This window comes from Exiguobacterium aurantiacum DSM 6208, assembly GCF_000702585.1.
Classification (GTDB): Bacteria; Bacillota; Bacilli; order Exiguobacteriales; family Exiguobacteriaceae; genus Exiguobacterium; species Exiguobacterium aurantiacum.
The window spans coordinates 1,382,153-1,400,183 of record NZ_JNIQ01000001.1; the positions used below are offsets into that span (position 1 = coordinate 1,382,153).

General features: G+C 52.3%; 18 protein-coding genes. 16 read left to right on the top strand and 2 right to left on the bottom strand.

Annotated features, from left to right (window positions below; genetic code table 11):
- The first annotated feature begins 91 nt into the window (after positions 1–91).
- The 6 genes from sufC to P398_RS0107385 all read left to right on the top strand — a co-directional run bounded on the left by sufC (position 92) and on the right by P398_RS0107385 (position 6,261).
- On the top strand, positions 92–853 hold the full coding sequence (sufC, locus tag P398_RS0107360; RefSeq protein WP_115336722.1) for a Fe-S cluster assembly ATPase SufC: 762 nt from the start codon (positions 92–94) through the stop codon (positions 851–853).
- A gap of 12 nt (positions 854–865) precedes the next feature.
- On the top strand, positions 866–2,134 hold the full coding sequence (sufD, locus tag P398_RS0107365; RefSeq protein WP_029334635.1) for a Fe-S cluster assembly protein SufD: 1,269 nt from the start codon (positions 866–868) through the stop codon (positions 2,132–2,134).
- Position 2,135: 1 nt separating this feature from the next.
- On the top strand, positions 2,136–3,356 hold the full coding sequence (locus P398_RS0107370; protein WP_029334636.1) for a cysteine desulfurase: 1,221 nt from the start codon (positions 2,136–2,138) through the stop codon (positions 3,354–3,356).
- Positions 3,346–3,780: a Fe-S cluster assembly sulfur transfer protein SufU gene (sufU, locus tag P398_RS0107375; protein ID WP_024372279.1), complete on the top strand. Its 435-nt coding sequence runs from the start codon at positions 3,346–3,348 to the stop codon at positions 3,778–3,780. The genes P398_RS0107370 and sufU overlap by 11 nt, the downstream gene beginning before the upstream one ends.
- Before the next feature lie 19 nt (positions 3,781–3,799).
- Positions 3,800–5,197, top strand: a complete 1,398-nt coding sequence (sufB, locus tag P398_RS0107380; RefSeq protein WP_024372278.1) for a Fe-S cluster assembly protein SufB — start codon at positions 3,800–3,802, stop codon at positions 5,195–5,197.
- 101 nt (positions 5,198–5,298) lie between these two features.
- Entirely contained in the window at positions 5,299–6,261 is a 963-nt protein-coding gene (locus P398_RS0107385) for an L-lactate dehydrogenase (protein ID WP_115336691.1), read from the top strand.
- 36 nt (positions 6,262–6,297) lie between these two features.
- Here P398_RS0107385 and P398_RS0107390 read toward each other — a convergent pair whose 3' ends face one another.
- Positions 6,298–7,680, bottom strand: a complete 1,383-nt coding sequence (locus P398_RS0107390; RefSeq protein WP_024372275.1) for an alanine/glycine:cation symporter family protein — start codon at positions 7,678–7,680, stop codon at positions 6,298–6,300.
- Positions 7,681–7,774: 94 nt separating this feature from the next.
- On the opposite strand from P398_RS0107390, the gene P398_RS0107395 reads away from it, so the two are divergent.
- From P398_RS0107395 to P398_RS16100, 9 genes are all read left to right on the top strand, one after another.
- Positions 7,775–8,047, top strand: coding sequence for an acylphosphatase (locus tag P398_RS0107395; RefSeq protein ID WP_024372274.1), 273 nt, complete (start codon positions 7,775–7,777; stop codon positions 8,045–8,047).
- Positions 8,048–8,290: 243 nt separating this feature from the next.
- The gene (gene brnQ / locus P398_RS0107400; RefSeq protein WP_024372273.1) at positions 8,291–9,610 is read left to right on the top strand and encodes a branched-chain amino acid transport system II carrier protein; all 1,320 of its coding nucleotides are present in this window, start codon (positions 8,291–8,293) and stop codon (positions 9,608–9,610) included.
- 110 nt (positions 9,611–9,720) lie between these two features.
- On the top strand, positions 9,721–10,902 hold the full coding sequence (locus tag P398_RS0107405) for an MFS transporter (protein ID WP_029334638.1): 1,182 nt from the start codon (positions 9,721–9,723) through the stop codon (positions 10,900–10,902).
- A gap of 17 nt (positions 10,903–10,919) precedes the next feature.
- Positions 10,920–11,765, top strand: a complete 846-nt coding sequence (locus P398_RS0107410; protein ID WP_029334639.1) for a DUF72 domain-containing protein — start codon at positions 10,920–10,922, stop codon at positions 11,763–11,765.
- 9 nt (positions 11,766–11,774) lie between these two features.
- On the top strand, positions 11,775–13,118 hold the full coding sequence (locus tag P398_RS0107415) for a bifunctional metallophosphatase/5'-nucleotidase (protein WP_029334640.1): 1,344 nt from the start codon (positions 11,775–11,777) through the stop codon (positions 13,116–13,118).
- Between the two features lie 49 nt (positions 13,119–13,167).
- The gene (locus P398_RS0107420) at positions 13,168–13,548 is read left to right on the top strand and encodes a YutD family protein (RefSeq protein WP_024372269.1); all 381 of its coding nucleotides are present in this window, start codon (positions 13,168–13,170) and stop codon (positions 13,546–13,548) included.
- Positions 13,549–13,702: 154 nt separating this feature from the next.
- A complete protein-coding gene (locus P398_RS0107425) occupies positions 13,703–14,008 on the top strand; it encodes a hypothetical protein (protein WP_024372268.1) in 306 nt (101 codons plus the stop codon).
- Between the two features lie 102 nt (positions 14,009–14,110).
- On the top strand, positions 14,111–14,788 hold the full coding sequence (locus P398_RS0107430; protein WP_029334641.1) for a DUF975 family protein: 678 nt from the start codon (positions 14,111–14,113) through the stop codon (positions 14,786–14,788).
- A gap of 255 nt (positions 14,789–15,043) precedes the next feature.
- A complete protein-coding gene (locus P398_RS16100) occupies positions 15,044–16,249 on the top strand; it encodes a YibE/F family protein (protein ID WP_051638890.1) in 1,206 nt (401 codons plus the stop codon).
- A gap of 198 nt (positions 16,250–16,447) precedes the next feature.
- Here P398_RS16100 and glpX read toward each other — a convergent pair whose 3' ends face one another.
- Complete coding sequence (gene glpX / locus P398_RS0107440; RefSeq protein ID WP_029334643.1) at positions 16,448–17,428, bottom strand: class II fructose-bisphosphatase; 981 nt, start codon at positions 17,426–17,428, stop codon at positions 16,448–16,450.
- A 158-nt stretch (positions 17,429–17,586) separates the two neighbouring features.
- Between glpX and P398_RS0107445 the strand changes: the two genes are divergently transcribed.
- Positions 17,587–18,030 carry a DUF86 domain-containing protein gene (locus P398_RS0107445; RefSeq protein WP_029334644.1) on the top strand — a complete coding sequence of 148 codons (444 nt, stop codon included), beginning with the start codon at positions 17,587–17,589 and terminating at the stop codon, positions 18,028–18,030.
- Position 18,031 lies beyond the last annotated feature (1 nt).

An 18,031-nucleotide genomic window follows, 5' to 3' on the forward strand; every position in this document is an offset into this window, starting at 1 on the left:
AAAATTGCCTAGATTAAGATTAGAATATATCTAATCTACGCCAATAAGGCGAGAAAACGGAAGGGGTATCCGAATGTCTAACGTACCACACATGAAAATTGATGACCTCCGCGTCTCAATCGAAGGAAAAGAGATCGTCAAAGGTCTGAATCTTGAAATTAAAGGTGGCGAAATTCACGCCATCATGGGTCCAAACGGAACGGGTAAATCAACACTCGCTTCTGCACTTATGGGACATCCATTGTATGAAGTAACAGGCGGAAGCGTCGATTTGAACGGCGAAGACGTCCTTGAGATGGAAGTCGACGAGCGCGCGCAGGCGGGAATGTTCCTCGCGATGCAATATCCTGCTGAAATCAGCGGTGTCACGAACGCCGACTTCTTGCGTTCAGCGATCAACTCGCGCCGTGAAGAAGGTCAAGAAATCTCGCTCATGAAGTTCATCCGTGAACTCGATGCGAAGATGGACGTTCTCGAAATCCCTTCAGAGATGGCACACCGCTATTTGAACGAAGGTTTCTCAGGTGGAGAAAAGAAACGTAACGAGATTCTTCAAATGATGATGATCAAACCGAAGATCGCCATCCTTGATGAGATCGACTCAGGTCTTGACATCGATGCACTCAAAGTCGTCGCAACAGGCGTCAACGAGATGCGCTCAGAAGAGTTCGGCTGCTTGATTATCACGCACTATCAGCGTCTCCTCAACTATATCGAGCCGGACTTCGTCCACATCATGATGGACGGAAAAATCGTCATGTCTGGCGGCAAAGAGCTCGCACAGCGACTCGAGGCAGAAGGTTACGACTGGGTGAAACAAGATCTCGGAATGACAGTAGACACAGAAGCGTAAGGAGGCTGTACGATGACCGTACAATTTGAATTGGATGCACAAGCATTGTCGGCACGTGCAGAGGCGCTCGGAGGACCAGCATGGTTGGTCAACCGTCGTAAAGAAGCAGCAGAACTTGCGCCGACTCTCGCCTTGCCTAAAGTTGAAAAGATCAAGATCGATAAATGGGATTTCACGAGCGGAGACGTTGAACTGTCGAAGCTTGACGGACTCACGCCTGAAATCGAGGCACTCCTTGGAGATCACCGTACGAACGTGCTCGTTGAACGCAACGGTCATGTCGTTTATAACGAACTCCAATTGCCAGAAGGTGTCCTCTTCATGGGCATCCAACAAGCGATGGATCAACATCCGGAACTCGTTGAGAAGTATTTCATGACAGAAGGCGTACGTGTCGATGAAGAACGTCTATCGGCGCTTAACGCGGCCTTGATGAACGGCGGCGCTTTCTTGTACGTCCCAAAAAACGTCCAAGTGAAAGACCCGCTTCAGGCAATCTTTACGATGGAACAAGCGAACAGCACACTTTATCACCACACGATCATCGTCGCAGACGAAGGCAGTGAAGTGACATATATCGAGAGTTTCCTCTCGAACACGAACGATCCGCACACGGTGAACGCTGTGACAGAAGTGTTCGTTGGTGCGAACGCGAAAGTCGTCTTCGGTGGCGTGGATCAGCTCGCTGAATCTGCCCTCACGTTCATGAACCGTCGCGGTGTCGTCTATGAGAACGCGCGCCTTGACTGGGCGCTCGGTCACATGAACGACGGCAACTCGGTCGTCGAGACGAAGACTCATCTCGTCGGCGACAACACGTTCTCGGACACGAAAGCCGTCACGATCGGTCGTGGCGCACAGAAACAAAACTTCAACATCCGGACGGACCATTTCGGTAAGTCGTCAGAAGGATTCATCTTGATTCACGGTGTCCAAAAAGATTCGGCGACAGCCATCTTCAGCGGGACGTCGATGATTCACCACGGGGCTTCGAAGTCGAACGGTGTTCAGACAGAGCGCGTCTTGATGCTCTCTGAAAAAGCACGCGGTGACGCGAACCCGATCCTCCTCATCGACGAAGACGATGTCATGGCCGGTCACGCCGCTTCAGTCGGTCGTGTCGACGACATTCAGCTCTATTACTTGATGAGCCGTGGTCTTTCGCGCCAAGAAGCGGAACGTTTGATCATTCACGGATTCTTGAACCCGGTCGTCGAGCAACTCGCGATCGAGTCGGTCAAAGACCGTCTCCGTGAAGTCATCGAAGGGAAAGTGCGTTAAGATGATTGATGCCTCGATTCGTAAACAATTTCCGATTTTAGATCAGGAAATCAACGGTCATCCGCTCGTCTATCTCGACAGTGCGGCGAGCTCGCAAAAACCGCTGGCTGTCATCGAGGCGATCGAGGAGTATTATCGCCGCAACCACTCGAACGTGCACCGTGGCGTCCATACGCTCGGAACGCAGGCGACAGATGCGTATGAAGGGGCGCGTGAGCGCGTCCGTTCGTTCATTAATGCCGCTGCCGTCGAAGAGATCATCTTCACGCGCGGGACCACGACGGCGATCAACCTCGTGACGTCAAGCTACGGGGACGCTAACGTCAGCGCAGGAGACGAAATCGTCCTCACGCCGATGGAACACCACGCGAACCTCATTCCGTGGCAACAGCTCGCCAAACGTAAAGGGGCCACGCTCCGTTACGTTGAGTTGACGCCGGACGGTCGCGTCACGCTCGACGCGGTCCGCGCCGTCTTGTCGGACCGGACAAAAATCGTCGCCATGAGCCACGTCTCGAACGTGCTCGGTACGATCAACCCGATTCAAGAAATCGCGACGCTCGCCCACGAAAAGGGTGCCGTCATGGTCGTCGATGCGGCGCAAAGCGCACCGCACCGTAAACTTGACGTGCAAGCGCTCGATTGTGACTTCCTCGCCTTCTCAGGCCATAAGATGCTCGGTCCGACCGGGATCGGCGTCTTATATGGGAAGAAAGCACTCTTGAAAAAAATGGAGCCGGTCGAGTTCGGGGGCGAGATGATCGACTATGTCGACTTGTATGAGTCGACGTGGAAAGACATCCCGTACCGTTTCGAAGCCGGGACACCAATCATTGCCGGAGCCGTCGGTCTCGCTGCAGCCATCGACTTTTTAGAAGACCTTGGTCTTGAGAACGTTGAGGCGCACGAACGGGCACTCGCGTCGTACGCCATCGAGCAGATGAAGACGATTGAAGGCATTGAGATATACGGACCGGAAGAGCGGGTCGGGCTCGTCACGTTCAACTTGAACGACGTCCACGCCCACGACCTTGCGACCGTTTTGGACATGCAAGGCATCGCCGTTCGGGCCGGCCATCATTGCGCTCAGCCGCTCATGCGTCTCCTGAAGCAATCATCGACAGCCCGGGCGAGCTTCTACTTGTACAATACGCGAGAAGAAGTCGACCGCTTCATCGAAGGGCTGCGTCAAACGAAGGAGTATTTCAACTATGAGTTTTAACAACCTAGACATGTTGTACCGACAGGTCATCATGGATCACTATAAAAACCCAAGAAACCGTGGCGTCATCGAAGATGGCGTGACGGTGGACTTGAACAACCCGACATGTGGGGATTCGCTCCGGCTCCAACTTCAAGTCGAAGACGGAATCGTGAAAGACGCCAAGTTCGAAGGTGAAGGCTGCTCGATCAGTCTCGCCTCGGCGTCGATGATGACTCAAATCGTGAAGGGGAAATCTGTAGACGAGGCACTTCAATTGGCGACGATCTTCTCGGAGATGGTCCAAGGAAAAGACTACGATACAGACACGTTCGACCTAGGCGACATTGAAGCGTTGTCTGGCGTCTCAAAGTTTCCGGCTCGCATCAAGTGCGCCACGCTCGCGTGGAAAGCGCTTGAAAAGGGAGTCGACGAGGAAGCGTAAGTAGAAGGAGGAGACCGATATGGCGAAAAACATGCCTGACATTGGCGATTATAAATATGGCTTCCATGACCGAGACATCTCGATTTTCCGTTCAGGCCGCGGCTTGACGAATGAAATCGTAGAAACGATCTCGAACATGAAAGAAGAACCGGCTTGGATGCTCGAGTTCCGTTTGAAATCACTCGAACAGTTCCGCAAAATGCCGATGCCGACGTGGGGTGGCGATTTGTCTGCCCTCGATTTCGATGAGATCACGTACTACGTCAAACCGTCTGAAAAGACAGAGCACTCGTGGGACGAAGTACCAGAAGAAATCAAACGTACGTTTGACAAGCTTGGGATTCCAGAAGCAGAACAAAAATACTTGGCAGGTGTCTCGGCTCAGTACGAGTCAGAGGTCGTCTACCACAGCATGCAAGAAGACTTTGAAGCGAAAGGTGTCATCTTCAAAGATACGGACACGGCGCTCAAAGAAGACGAAGCGCTTTTCCGTGAGTACTTCGGCAAGTTGATCCCGCCGACGGACAACAAGTTCGCCGCGCTCAACTCGGCCGTATGGTCAGGTGGCTCGTTCATCTACGTACCAAAAGGCGTCAAACTCGAGCAACCGCTCCAAGCGTATTTCCGCATCAACTCGGAAAACATGGGGCAGTTCGAGCGGACGCTCATCATCGTCGACGAAGGCGCATCGGTTCATTACGTCGAAGGATGTACGGCACCGGTCTACACGACGAACTCGCTCCACTCGGCGGTCGTCGAGATCTTCGTCAACAAAGATGCGTATTGCCGTTACACGACGATCCAAAACTGGGCGAACAACGTCTATAACTTGGTCACAAAACGTGCCATCTGTGAAGCGGGTGCGTCGATGGAATGGATCGATGGCAACATCGGTTCGAAATTGACGATGAAATACCCGGCCGTCATCTTAAAAGGTGAAGGTTCACGCGGGATGACGCTCTCGATCGCCCTCGGCGGTAAAGGGCAGCACCAAGATGCCGGCGCGAAGATGATTCACCTCGCACCGAACACGTCGTCGTCGATCGTCTCGAAGTCGATCTCGAAACAAGGCGGAAAAGTATCGTATCGCGGAATCGTCCACTTCGGACGTAAAGCGAAAGGTGCCCGCTCGAACATCGAGTGTGACACGCTCATCATGGACAACGAGTCGACGTCGGACACGATCCCGTACAACGAGATCTTGAACGACCAGGTGTCACTCGAGCACGAAGCGAAAGTCTCAAAAGTGTCAGAAGAGCAACTCTTCTACCTCATGAGCCGTGGGATCTCGGAAGAAGAAGCGACGGAAATGATCGTCATGGGCTTCATCGAGCCGTTCACGAAAGAATTACCGATGGAATATGCCGTCGAAATGAACCGTCTCATCAAGTTCGAGATGGAAGGTTCGATCGGATAATCATAGGATGGACGAACTCTCATATGTGGGAGTTCGTCTTTTTTGTCGTGAAACACGTGTGAGTCGGGTATGCTAAAAGAGAGCAAGCATTTAGGGAGGTTATGTATATGGAAACAATTGATCCAAAAGACATCACAAGAATTGCCGTCGTCGGCGCCGGCTGGGTCGGTATCAGTTTTGCCTATCAATTATCGATGGCCGCGCTCTGTGAAGAGCTCGTCTTGATCGACTCGAACCACGCCAAGGCCGAAGGGGAGGCGATGGACCTCAACCACGGCATCTCGTTCGCGCCGAGCCCGGTGCGGATTTGGGCGGGGGATTATGCGGATTGCCGTGACGCCGATATCGTCGTCATCACGGCCGGGGCCGCACAAAAGCTCGGGCAGACGCAGATGGACCTCGCTGAACAAAACACTGTCGTCGTCCGGGACGTGACGAAGCAAGTGATGGCGAGCGGATTTGACGGCATCATCATCGTCGCCACGAACCCGGTCAACGTCATGGCCCACGTCGCCTGGAAGGCGTCCGGTTTGCCGAAGCACCGCGTCATCGGCTCAGGGACCGTCCTCGACACGGCCCGGCTCCGCTACAAAGTCGGGGAGTACTTCGATTTGTCGTCACGTAACTGCCACGTCTACTATATGGGTGAACATGGGGCGGGGGGCTTCGTCGCCTGGGATAACGCCCGAATCTATGGGAAATCGATCGGACAGTTGCTTGCGGAGAACGATCAGTACAGCCAGGCGGACTTGGGCGACATTTACCAACGGGTCCGGGACGCCGCCAATCAAATCATCGAGTATAAGAGCGCGGCCTATTATGCGATCGGTCTCGGGTTGCTCAGGATCGTCCGAGCGATTGTTCGAAACGAGAATTCGGTCGTCACGATCGGGGCGCATCTTGACGGGGAATATGGGGCGTCAGGGCTTCATATCGGGGTGCCGGCATTAATTGATCGGACCGGCATTCGCCAAATCATCGAGATTGATTTGACCGATGAAGAGCAAAAACAGTTCGATGAATCAGCGGAGCGGATTCATCGTGCCATCAAGAACGTCGAATAAGAAAGACCCGGTTGCCGAGGCGACCGGGTCTTCGTATTAGGACGCCTTCTCTTCCGCGACGTCTTTCTTATAATATTTCTCTGACGTGAAGAATTCGGTCGTCAGTCGCTTCACTTCACCGCTCAAGAGCAAGACGGCGATCATGTTCGGGATGAGGATCATCGCAAGCATCAAGTCGAGGAAGTTCCAAATCATTTGCGCACCGCCAATCGATCCGATGACGATCGAAGCGATGTAGACGATTTTCATGAAGAAACCGGCCTTTAAACCGAACAAGTACTCGGCTTGGCGCGAGCCGTAAAAGATGATGACGATAATCGTCGACAAGACGAAGAAGATGAGCGAGATCGTGACGAGCAGACTGCCCGTGTATCCGAAGTATTCACGGAACGCGATCGTCGTGAGCGCGGCCGGGTCACTCATCGCACCTTCCCGTGTCCAGACGCCGGAAGACAAAACGACGAACGCGGTCGTGCTACAGATGATGAGCGTATCGATGACGATGCCGATGACGGCCCAGAAACCTTGACGCACCGGGTGGTCGGTCTGGGCAGCCGCGTGAGCGATCGGCGCCGTCCCGAGTCCGGCCTCGTTCGAGTAGAGACCGCGGGCGAAGCCCCAACGAATCGTCTCGGCGACGGCTGCCCCGGCAAATCCACCGAGTGCGGCCATCGGTTGGAAGGCGTATGAGAAGATGAGTGCGAGCACTTCCGGTATTTGAGACATGTTCATCAACACGATGATGAACCCTGCCCCGACGTAAACGAGTGCCATGACCGGGACGATGACTTCCGTCACTTTCGCGATTCGTTTCACCCCGCCGAAGACGATGAGGCTGACGAGCGCGGCGACGACGATGCCGGTGATGAGTGTGTCACCATTGAACGTCTCGCGGACGGCCGAGCTGACGGCGTTGCCTTGGACCATGATGCTCGGGATGAGCTCGATCATGAGGGCAAAGGCGAACCATGAGGCGAGCCACTTCATCTTCAGCCCTTTCGCCATATAGTAGACGGGCCCTCCGACGAACTCGCCGGCCTCGTTTTTCTCACGATAACGGACGGCGAGCACGCTCTCGGAAAACTTGATCGCCATCCCGACGACGGCGATGACCCACATCCAGAAAATCGCACCCGGTCCCCCGAACATGATCGCTGCCGGGACACCGATAATGTTCGCGGCACCGACTGTAGAGGACAAAGCGGATGTGAGCGCTTGTCTCGGGCTGATGTCGCCTTCACCTTTTGGTTTCTTTAAAACACTGCCGAACGTTTGCTTCAGTATGTATAACGGGTATCGAAATTGAAAAAAGCCAAGTTTGATCGTTAAGAAAATACCAGACAAGACGAGCAATGAGATGATCGGGACCCCCCATAGCCAATCCGAAAATGTTGTGACGCTGTTAATGATCGTATTCACCGAACCACTCCTGTTCCATTATTTTACTTATATATTGTTTCCTATCTGGGGACCGGTTAAACCTGAATCGTCAAATTGAAGGAGGAGAAGATACATGGCTATCGCTAAACGATTGATTATATCTGGTCGCGTACAAGGTGTCGGTTTCCGATATTTCGCCCAGTCGACGGCGCTCGCCTATAAGTTGAAAGGGTGGGTTCGAAATTTAAGTGACGGAACGGTCGAACTCCATGTGGAAGGGGAGGAGTCGAACTACGAATCGTTCAAGCAGGCGCTTCGGGACGGGAACCGTTTTGTCGGTGTCGAGCATATCCACGAGACCGAGAGTTCGGAAGAAGGACATCGAAAATTCGATATCCGATATTGACCAGTTTAGAAAGTAATTCCAAGAAATCAGCTTGACAATTAGGCCTCTTCTGTCATTGGAGGGGGCTTTTGATGTGTCAAAAATCCACACTTCCGAAAAATAAACATCTTTTTTGCAGATAGGGTGGTCAAAATGAGTAAAGTGTGTATAATGAAATAGACCAAGCGCTTATTTGTCAGAAAATTTAGTCATTTATCAAGTTGTCAACACGGAAGGTATTACAATGTATGTGGAGGTAGTTGTATGAAAAAATCGACATTATTCCCGTTAGCGTTTACGATTTTCGCGTTATTCTTCGGGGCAGGGAACTTGCTGTTCCCACCGATGCTAGGTGCGATGGCGGGCGAGAACCTCGTCCCAGCCATGGTTGGCTTCGTCATTACTGGCGTCGGCCTGCCGTTACTCGCCTTGTTCGCGGTCGCGCGAGTCGGCGGGGGTTCTGACCAAATCGCTCGGTACATTCCGAAGCGTCTGGCGCTCCTCTTGACGGGACTAATGTACGTGGCAATCGGACCGTTCTTCGGGATTCCACGGACGGCAGCCGTCACGTATGAGATGGGACTCGTGCCGTTCCTCAGTGCACCATCGACGCTCACGCTCGCCCTCAGCTCAACTGTCTTCTTCGGATTGACATTCTTCTTGACGCTCCGCGCTCAGAAGTTGATTGAAATCATCGGACGCATCATCACGCCGATCCTCTTGCTCTTGCTAGCGGCCATCGGAATCACGAACCTCGTGGCTCCACTCGGGACGCCGTCAGCTCCGGCAGCAGGATATGAGACGTGGATCGGTGCCCTCGGTGAAGGCTTTAAACAAGGTTACTTGACGATGGACGTCTTCGGGGCGCTCGTCTTCGGGGCAATCGTTCTCGTCACGCTTAAAGCGAACGGGATGACGGATCAAAAAGAAGCTTCATCGCTTCTTCGGACGTCAGGTATGCTCGCTGTCACGTGTTTGATGCTTGTCTACATCTCACTCGGCTCAATCGGTGCGAACATGACGGGTGTGACAGGAGCGACCGATGGGGCGACGTTGCTTCAGACGTTCGCAGGTTCGTCGTACGGCCAAATCGGCATGCTCGCCCTCGGCGCAGCTGTCTTCCTCGCATGTTTGACGACAGCGGTCGGACTCATCTCTGAGTTCTCACGTTTCATCAGCAACACGTTCGAGTCACTCAAGTACCACCAAGTCGTCATCGCAACGACACTTTTCGGCTACTTGATCTCACTCGTCGGACTCGGTACGTTGATTCAAATCGCGGTACCGCTTCTCACGCTCTTGTATCCGGTCATGATCGCCCTCGTGCTCGTATCGATCACGGAACGGATTCAACGCAATCCACACGTCGCGATGAAAGCGACCGTTTATACGGCGCTCGTCTTCTCGCTCTTTGAAACGACGCACGGCCTGCAGCCATCTGCTGCGACGGCTTGGATCACGAACTTGCCAATGGCTGAGATCGGGCTCGCCTGGGCAGTACCAACGTTGATCGTCTACGTGATCACGTTGTTTCTTCCGAAACGTCAGTCGCGAGAACAACTCGTACAATCACGCATCTCTTAAATGAGTCAGCACCCATCCTCTGGTCAAGGATGGTTTTTTTGTTGTCTTATCGTTTGCCCATACCCTTCATCTACAAGTAAAATGAATAGATGAAAAGGAAGTGACATACGTTGACCAGAAAACAAAATAAACAATTGGCGATCCTCATGTTGAACATGTTCATCGCTGTGGCCGGATTCGGGATTATCATTCCGATCATTCCCGATTATTTGAAGATGATCGGGGAAGGCGGAACGGCCGCTGGATTGATGATTTCCGTGTTCGCCGGTGCCCAGTTGCTCATGTCACCGGTGGCGGGGAAATGGGCGGATGTGTATGGACGACGGCCGATGATCATTGCGGGGCTCATCGGTTTTACCGTCTCGATGGGCGTGTTTTACTTATCGGATAACTTGACCGTCTTACTTATTTCTCGGGCAATCGGCGGTGTCGGGGCCGCGCTGCTCATTCCGGCAATTTTCGCCTACGTGGCGGACATCACGACGCTCAAGCAACGGGCGAAAGGGAACAGTTATATTTCCGCGGCAATGTCGCTCGGTATCGTCATCGGTCCGGGAATTGGCGGCTTCTTCGCCGAGTTCGGCTTAAAAGCGCCGCTGTTGTTGTCAGCGATCGTCTCGTTCGTCGCTGTCATCTCGTCGGTCATTCTATTGAAAGAACCGGATCGTGAAGTCATGCCAATCAAATCTAATAACGAATCGCTGCCACGCCAGCTGATCTCTTCGACGAAGAAACCATATTTCTTCGTCCTCGTCATCAACTTGGTCATGGCGTTCGGGCTCATGGCGTACGAGTCGGTGCTCGGTCTGTTCGTCAGTGAGACGTTCAGTGCGACGCCGCAACAAATCGCCGTCATGATCACAGGGACCGGCATCGTCAGTGTCATCGTGCAACTGTTCGCGGTTGATCGGCTCGTCACGTTGTTCGGGGAAATCAAAGTCGTGCTCATCTTTATCATGCTCGCGGCGTTCGGTTTCTTTTTCTCGCTTTTCGCGGGATCATACGCCATCTTCTTCGTGGTCACACTTATCATCTTCTTGTCGACGTCCATTCTTCGGCCGGTGCTTAACACGCTCGTCTCAAAAATGGCTGACAAAGAGCAAGGGTTCGCGATGGGGATGAACAACGCCTATATGAGTATCGGGAACATCATCGGGCCGACACTCGCCGGGATCGCGTTCGACATCGATATGCGGTACCCGTTCATCATGGGGCTTGTCTTATTGCTCATCACGTTCGGCGGGACGCTGAACTGGACGAAACGGAAACGCGTGGCCACATACGAACAGTGAATGAAGGAGGGACCGGGATGATTTATGTCGGTGTGACGGGGTGGGGAGACCACGATCTCCTCTATACGACCCCGGAAGAACGAAAACATAAACTGGCGACGTACGCGGGTCATTTCCCGACTGTGGAGATCGATTCCTCGTTTTACGCCATACAGCCTGTGAAAAATTACGAGAAATGGAACGATGAGACGCCGTCCACGTTCCAGTTCGTCGTTAAAGTTTCCAGGGAAATGAGCGGTCACGACCGCGAACCGAAACTGCCGCTCGCAGAACTGTTTGAACGATATAAGACGTCTGTCGAGCCGTTGAAGCAGGCGGGGAAACTACGGGCCGTGCTCGTTCAACTTCCGCCATGGTTTGACGTGTCGAAACCGCATCTTGATTATTTACGGACGATTCGGTCGGAGCTAAAAGATTACGACATCGCCATCGAGTTCCGGAACCCGACGTGGTTCTCGGAAGCGTTTCGCGACCGGACACTCGCTTTTTTGACGGAACAACGATTCATCAATACGATTTGTGACGAACCGCAGACGAAAGAAAGCAGTATCCCGTTCATTCCGGTCGTGACCCATCCATCTGTCGCGGTCGTCCGCCTTCATGGGCGCAACACGGCCGGTTGGCTCCGGAAGCCGGGGATGACGAGTCAAGAATGGCGACACGTCCGCTGTCTGTATCGCTATAGCGAACAAGAACTGCAGGAACTAGCGACGGCTCTCCGTCAAGTCGACGCAGACGCAGACGACGTGTACGTCTATTTCAACAACAACTCGGCCGGCGACGCTGTGCCGAATGCGAAACGCTTGATTGAGATTCTCGGTGCCGAGTATGAGCTCGCCCCGAGTCAAATCAGCTTGTTTTAGGAAGAGGGGATGGCCGTGCGTACGATTTCAATTTTTCATTACAATGACTTGCATTCTAAATTTCATACGTGGCCTCAACTCGTCTCTTTTTTAAATGAACGACGGGATGAAGCGTCGCTCGTGTTCGACCTCGGCGATCACGCCGACCGGACCCATCCGGCGACGGAAGTGACGCGCGGGCAAGTGAACGTCCGTCTGCTCAATCGTTTGCAGCCGACGGCAGTGACGATCGGCAACAACGAAGGGATCACATTCCCGCACGAATGGCTCGATACGCTCTACGAGGACGCGACGTTCCCGGTATTACTCGCGAACGTTTATGACGAAGATGGGAGTCGCCCGGATTGGGTGACAGAGACGCTCGTCGTCGAAAGGGCGGGATTAAAGGTCGGGCTGTTCGGGGTGACGGCGCCTTATGAGGAGCTTTATCCCGAACTCGGTTGGCAAATAGAATCGCCCCTAGAGGCGACGGCTCGTGCCCTCGATCAACTTTCGGACTGTGACGTCCTCATCGCGTTGAGCCACCTCGGGTTCTACGCTGACGAACGGCTGGCCGATGCGTTCCCGCAGCTAGACGTCATTCTCGGGGCGCATACGCATCACGTGCTCGATGACGGCGTCTTAAAAAACGGTGTGTTGATTGCCCAGGCCGGGAAATACGGCCAGTACGTCGGAGAAGTGACGCTCACGGTCGAAGCGGGGCGAGTGTTCGACAAGCGGGCGACGCTCCATGAGTTATCGGAGCGTCAGCCAGATGAGACGACGGCAGAAGTGCTGCAAACGGAGTATGAAGCGGCGGAGCGGTTGCTTGACGTGACGATCGCACATACGCCAGGTTATGCATCGGATTGGTTCGGTCCTTCTCCGATCGCGGATTTGTTGGCGGACGGCCTTGCCGACTGGTGTGCGGCCGATGCGAGCATCGTCCCGTCGGGCGTCTTGCTCGATCGGTTGGCACCCGGTGCGGTGACGCTCAATATGTTGCACCGCATTTGCCCCCATCCCATCAACCCTTGCCTGTTGACGCTTGACGGTGACACGCTCATACGCTTTTTAGACGACGTGCACGAAACTTCGTTCACGACGATGCATGTGCGCGGCCTCGGCTTTCGCGGCACCGTCCTCGGTCAGCCGACGCTTCATAACGTCGCGTCTAATCAGGGGGACTGGTTACTCGGCGGAGAATATATCGACCCGCAACAGACGTATCGTATCGCCACGGTCGATATGTTCACGTTTGGGCCGTTGCTCCCTTATTTGGCGGACCAGCCGAAACGCTATTTCATGCCCGAGCTGTTACGTGACGTCCTGCGCGAGACGATCAAGCGCCGTGACACGATTCGAAAAGGGTGAGGCGATGAGTCGGACCTCATGATATGATAGGAGAGTGGAGGTGTGAGACATGATTAGAGTGAATCGCCACGGCTATACCGTTATCGAAGAAAAACGAGACGGATTTGACGAGGAGGCGTTCATCGCGCGCTATAGCGATGTGCTCGATAAGTATGATTATATCGTCGGCGATTGGGGACACGGACAGCTTCGCTTGAAAGGCTTCTATGAGGCGAAATCGAAGTTCGCCACGTACGATAATCGAATCGACCATGTGATGGACTACGTGTACGAATACTGCAATTTTGGTTGCCCGTTCTTCGTCTTGAAGAAAGAGACCGAGATTGATGAATCGGAAGATGGACCGGTGTTCGGTGGGACGAAACAACCGCTCAAACTGAAACGGAAATTTAAGAAGACCGGGGAAGCAGAAACTACCCCTGAAACATGACGCGCTGATGACATCGGCGCTTTTTTGTTACAATCTTTTCCAAAGTGTTTCGTTTACGTGAAAAGACGGTGTGACAGGTTTAGGCGTCTATAAATTGTGATAACTTATCTATAAGATGATTTTTGCGTTTGGGTGGTAAGAGAGAGGTGATCGGATGCAACACGCACAAGTGACGACTGTCGGTGATCGTGACGACGTCCATAACCGGATTCACAACTTAGGGTTAGGGCTATTGACGATGCTGTTTTTCGGACTAGGAAGCATCATGACCTTTTACTTTACAGCCGCAGTCCTTTTATTTGAATTAACGCACGTCTTGTTCATCCGTCGCTTCGAATACCGACATGCATTTTTAAGAACTCGTTTATTCAAGGCCACGTCGCTCGCGGCGGTTGCCGTCGGGGTGCTCTTATTGATCTTATCGATGTCGCAATTTTTCTTAGGCAACGTGATGTACTGAAGGGAAAGGGAAAAACCTTTTCCCTTTTTTCGCATTTTCCTGAAACTTTTTCATTGTTTTCACGTACACTAAGAAAAGACTGATAAAAAAAGGGTGGAACATATGACAGCACAATGGAAACAACACGCACGACACATGTTAAAAGGGAAATGGTGGCTTCTTGCCGGGATTTTGATCGTCTTCACCGTCTTGAACGCGATCCCGCAGACGTTCGCCCCGACGGTGGACCCAGAAGTGGCACCTACGGCGACGGAAACATCACTGACACTCTTGTCACTTTTGCTCACAATCTTGATCGCACCGCTCACACTCGGATGGTCTTGGATCGTCCTGTCGGTATCACGTGGCGACAAGCCGGCCATCTCGCAACTGTTTGAACCGTTCCGGAACGGTTACGTGAAGCACGTTCTGGCACCGCTCCTCATGGGGATTTTCATCTTCCTCTGGTCGTTGCTTTTAATAATTCCAGGAATCATTAAAGCGTTCTCGTACTCGCTCACGTATTACATCATGCGTGACGAGCCGGAACTTTCGGCACTCGAAGCGATCACGGAGTCTCGTCGGTTGATGGACGGCCACAAGATGCAAGCGTTCAAGCTCGTCTTGTCGTTCATCGGTTGGTTCTTCGTCGGGATTTTGACGCTCGGGATCGGTTTCTTGTTCATCTATCCGTACTTCTCGACGGCGTATGCGACGTTCTACGATTCGATTCAGCAAGATCAGCGACCAGAACCGCAATATATGACCGACCATTCAACGGATGCCCCGACAGGATTCTAAATCTGTAAACGCATAATATGATGAAAGCGACTGTCCCTTATAATTAAGGGGCGGTCGCTTTTTGTAGTGGATGGATCATTTCCAAGCGCTTGGAAATGAGCGGAGGAACACAGGAGGTAGTAAGTCAGCGTCAATCATCCTTATGTTACAAAATAATTTTAAAATGGAGGCGCGACACGAATAGTCGTACTCCTTTGTTATAATAGGTTCTCATTGTCTGTCAGCTTGAACTCGCACAAAGGAGAAATTAACACCATGCTTCGATTAATCACGCTCATTATATTCACGTTTCTAATCGTTCCTTCGACTGCCCTTGCAAGCTATACGCCACCGCCGATGAACCCTGGCGAAGAGGAAATGATGTATGAGATGCCAAATACCGTCAACACAACCGCCCGTGTTCTGGAAGTCATTGAGGAAAGAACAGAAATTGAGGAAATCACACAAGAAGAAAGAGAATTTCAACTATTGAATGTCGAGATTTTATCTGGAGAATATAAAGGCCAGGAAATCGAGGTCGAAGGTTTCAATTACGTCGATACGTATTTTGCGAACAGCAACTTCTGGTTTGAAGAAGGTGACCGCATTACCGTCGGGCTTCAAATTGAAAATGGGGAGATCACCCGGGCTTATCCGATCGGATATACGAGAGACGTTCCAACCTATATTCTAGGTGGGTTGTTCATCGCGCTGTTGCTCTTCTTTGGCAAGGTGAAAGGCCTTAAGTCTGTGATTACGTTAGGGTTGACTGTCTTTATTCTCTTCAAGTTTATGATTCCTTATTTGTTGGAAGGCTATGATCCGGTCTTGCTCGTACTCATTACAGGCGCGATTGTCACGACGCTGACTTTCGTGATTGTGAGCGGAATTTCTCGGAAAACGCTTGCTGCGATTGCCGGAACCGTGGGCGGATTGGGCGCGGCGGCTTTGATTTCCTTTATTTTCATGAGTCTGATGAAAATGTCCGGTTTTCATGGGGAAGAAGAAATCATGCTCGGGATGCTCGATTCGGAAAATTCGATCGACCTTTCTGGCCTGTTGCTTGCTGGGATCATCATTGGAGCGCTTGGCGCTGTCATGGATGTCGCGATTTCGATTGCTTCATCACTTGAGGAAGTGAAACGTAATAACCAGAAGGCGTCTTATAAAGACTTGTTCAAGTCAGGAATGAACGTAGGCGGAGACATCATGGGTACGATGGCGAATACGTTGATCTTAGCTTACGTAGGCGCCTCCCTCCCAATTCTTTTATTGATGAATGCCTACGAGTATCCTTTCGGAGAATTGATTCATATGGAGGTTTATAGTGTAGAAATCCTGAGGACGCTTGCCGGGAGCATCGGTCTCGTGCTTGCCATTCCGATTACCGCTTTCGTATCAGCTTTGCTTTTAAGTAAGCAGGAGATAAAGACAGACCAAGATGCAACGATTGTGATTGGTGACCGAAATACAGGGTCGTAAGTAATATCGAGCGATTCAAAGCTCCTCTTAACCAAATCGATTGTCGTATCGATGATGTAGTCATCAGTTGGCCCCGGCGTTTGCTCCGGGGTCATTTTTTTAGATTCCATCGCTTATATCGATTCGAACACAAAAAAACCTGAATGCGCACCTTTTATCAAGTGTCGAACATTCAGGCTTCAGTTCAGCGAATATCAATCAGACGTTCACCGGCTGTTTCTGTAAATATGGTTTAAGCGAGAGCGTATGCTCGGCGACGACTTTGCGAATCGTCTTCGTCTTCGAGCGCATGACGAGTGATGTCGTCTCGACAATATCGTCCGTCAAGAACTTGACACCGTCGAGCAGCTCACCCGTCGTGACACCTGTCGCCGCGAAGATGCAGTCGTCGCTCTTGACGAGATCGTCGAGTGTGAGCAGTTGAAGCGGGTCTTCGATGCCCATCGAGATGACGCGTGCCGTCTCTTCTTCGTTCATCGGGTGAAGACGAGCTTGCATGTCACCGCCGAGCGCTTTGACGGCGGCTGCCGTGATGACGCCTTCCGGTGCGCCGCCCGTCGAGATGAAGATGTCGATCGGGTTCGATTTGACGGCAGCGGCGATTCCGGCTGATACGTCACCGTCTTCGAACAATTTGACGCGAGCGCCCATTTTAATGGCGGCTTGGCGTAAATGCTCATGACGGTCCCGATCCTGCATGATGACCGTCACTTCCTCGATGCGTTTCCCGTTATAGAGGGCGGCTTTCTCGATGATCGACTCGAGTGGCTCGTCGAGAGAGACTTTCCCTTTCAAGTTCGGTCCGACGACGAGTTTATCCATATACATATCAGGCGCGTGGAGGAGGGCGCCTTTATCAGCGACAGCGATGACGACCATCGCGTCCCCGAGCCCTTTGGCGACAATCGATGTGCCTTCGAGCGGGTCGACGGCGATATCGACTTCAGGACCGAACGTCGTACCGAGACGTTCACCGATATAAAGCATCGGCGCCTCGTCGAGCTCACCTTCACCAATGACGACCGTCGCATCCATGTTGACCGTGCCGAGCACTTCTCGCATCGCGGACGTTGCCGCATCATCGGCCTCGTTCTTTTGACCGCGACCGATCCATTTTGATGAGGCAAGTGCTGCCGCCTCGGTTGCCCGTACGATGTCTAACGCTAATTCTCGTTCCATAGTGTTGTACCCTCCACGTGATCTATTTTTAATGTGTTATACTTTTTGCAACGTTAATCCGTTGATTAGTGTATCACAATGAAATAAATGATGTAAATAGGAGAGTTTCTTTTCTCTCATCAAAAAAAGGCTTATGATAGGGGGCAGGGGGGATCACGATGTATTTTGTTAACAGAGAAAAAATCAATGCGACACTCGTCCATATGGAATCGATGCTCGAGCGAATTGACAAGCTCGAAGGGGACGCGTTCACGGTCGAACTTGCGAAACAGCGTCTCGCCGTCCATCTGATGGAAGGCGTGATTGACGTCGGAAACTCGATGATTGATGGCTTCATTATGCGAGACCCGGGAAGTTACGAAGATATCGTAGACATCTTGCTCGATGAGCGGGTGCTCGACGAGGAGACGGCGCGGGCCGCGAAAGAGCTCGTCTTGCTCCGTGCCTATTACGTCCGGGAGTTTGTGACGTCAAATTCGTCACGCTTTGACGCGTGGGCAACTGATAACAAAGAAACGTTCGCTAAATTTCCGGAACAAGTTCGTCGCTATGTAGAGGTCGAGCTTGGGCCTGTGTCGGCATTTTTACCAGAAAGTGAGTGAT

Excerpts from the sequence above, each read along its gene's own strand:
- P398_RS0107385 (WP_115336691.1), top strand. The coding sequence starts at position 5,299 with ATGTATATGGAAACAATTGATCCAAAAGACATCACAAGAATTGCCGTC.
- P398_RS0107430 (WP_029334641.1), top strand. The coding sequence starts at position 14,111 with ATGACAGCACAATGGAAACAACACGCACGACACATGTTAAAAGGGAAA.
- sufD (WP_029334635.1), top strand. The coding sequence starts at position 866 with ATGACCGTACAATTTGAATTGGATGCACAAGCATTGTCGGCACGTGCA.
- P398_RS0107410 (WP_029334639.1), top strand. The coding sequence starts at position 10,920 with ATGATTTATGTCGGTGTGACGGGGTGGGGAGACCACGATCTCCTCTAT.
- P398_RS16100 (WP_051638890.1), top strand. The coding sequence starts at position 15,044 with ATGCTTCGATTAATCACGCTCATTATATTCACGTTTCTAATCGTTCCT.
- sufU (WP_024372279.1), top strand. The coding sequence starts at position 3,346 with ATGAGTTTTAACAACCTAGACATGTTGTACCGACAGGTCATCATGGAT.
- sufB (WP_024372278.1), top strand. The coding sequence starts at position 3,800 with ATGGCGAAAAACATGCCTGACATTGGCGATTATAAATATGGCTTCCAT.
- brnQ (WP_024372273.1), top strand. The coding sequence starts at position 8,291 with ATGAAAAAATCGACATTATTCCCGTTAGCGTTTACGATTTTCGCGTTA.
- P398_RS0107370 (WP_029334636.1), top strand. The coding sequence starts at position 2,136 with ATGATTGATGCCTCGATTCGTAAACAATTTCCGATTTTAGATCAGGAA.
- glpX (WP_029334643.1), bottom strand. The coding sequence starts at position 17,428 with ATGGAACGAGAATTAGCGTTAGACATCGTACGGGCAACCGAGGCGGCA.
- P398_RS0107420 (WP_024372269.1), top strand. The coding sequence starts at position 13,168 with ATGATTAGAGTGAATCGCCACGGCTATACCGTTATCGAAGAAAAACGA.
- P398_RS0107415 (WP_029334640.1), top strand. The coding sequence starts at position 11,775 with ATGGCCGTGCGTACGATTTCAATTTTTCATTACAATGACTTGCATTCT.
- P398_RS0107445 (WP_029334644.1), top strand. The coding sequence starts at position 17,587 with ATGTATTTTGTTAACAGAGAAAAAATCAATGCGACACTCGTCCATATG.
- P398_RS0107395 (WP_024372274.1), top strand. The coding sequence starts at position 7,775 with ATGGCTATCGCTAAACGATTGATTATATCTGGTCGCGTACAAGGTGTC.
- sufC (WP_115336722.1), top strand. The coding sequence starts at position 92 with ATGAAAATTGATGACCTCCGCGTCTCAATCGAAGGAAAAGAGATCGTC.
- P398_RS0107425 (WP_024372268.1), top strand. The coding sequence starts at position 13,703 with ATGCAACACGCACAAGTGACGACTGTCGGTGATCGTGACGACGTCCAT.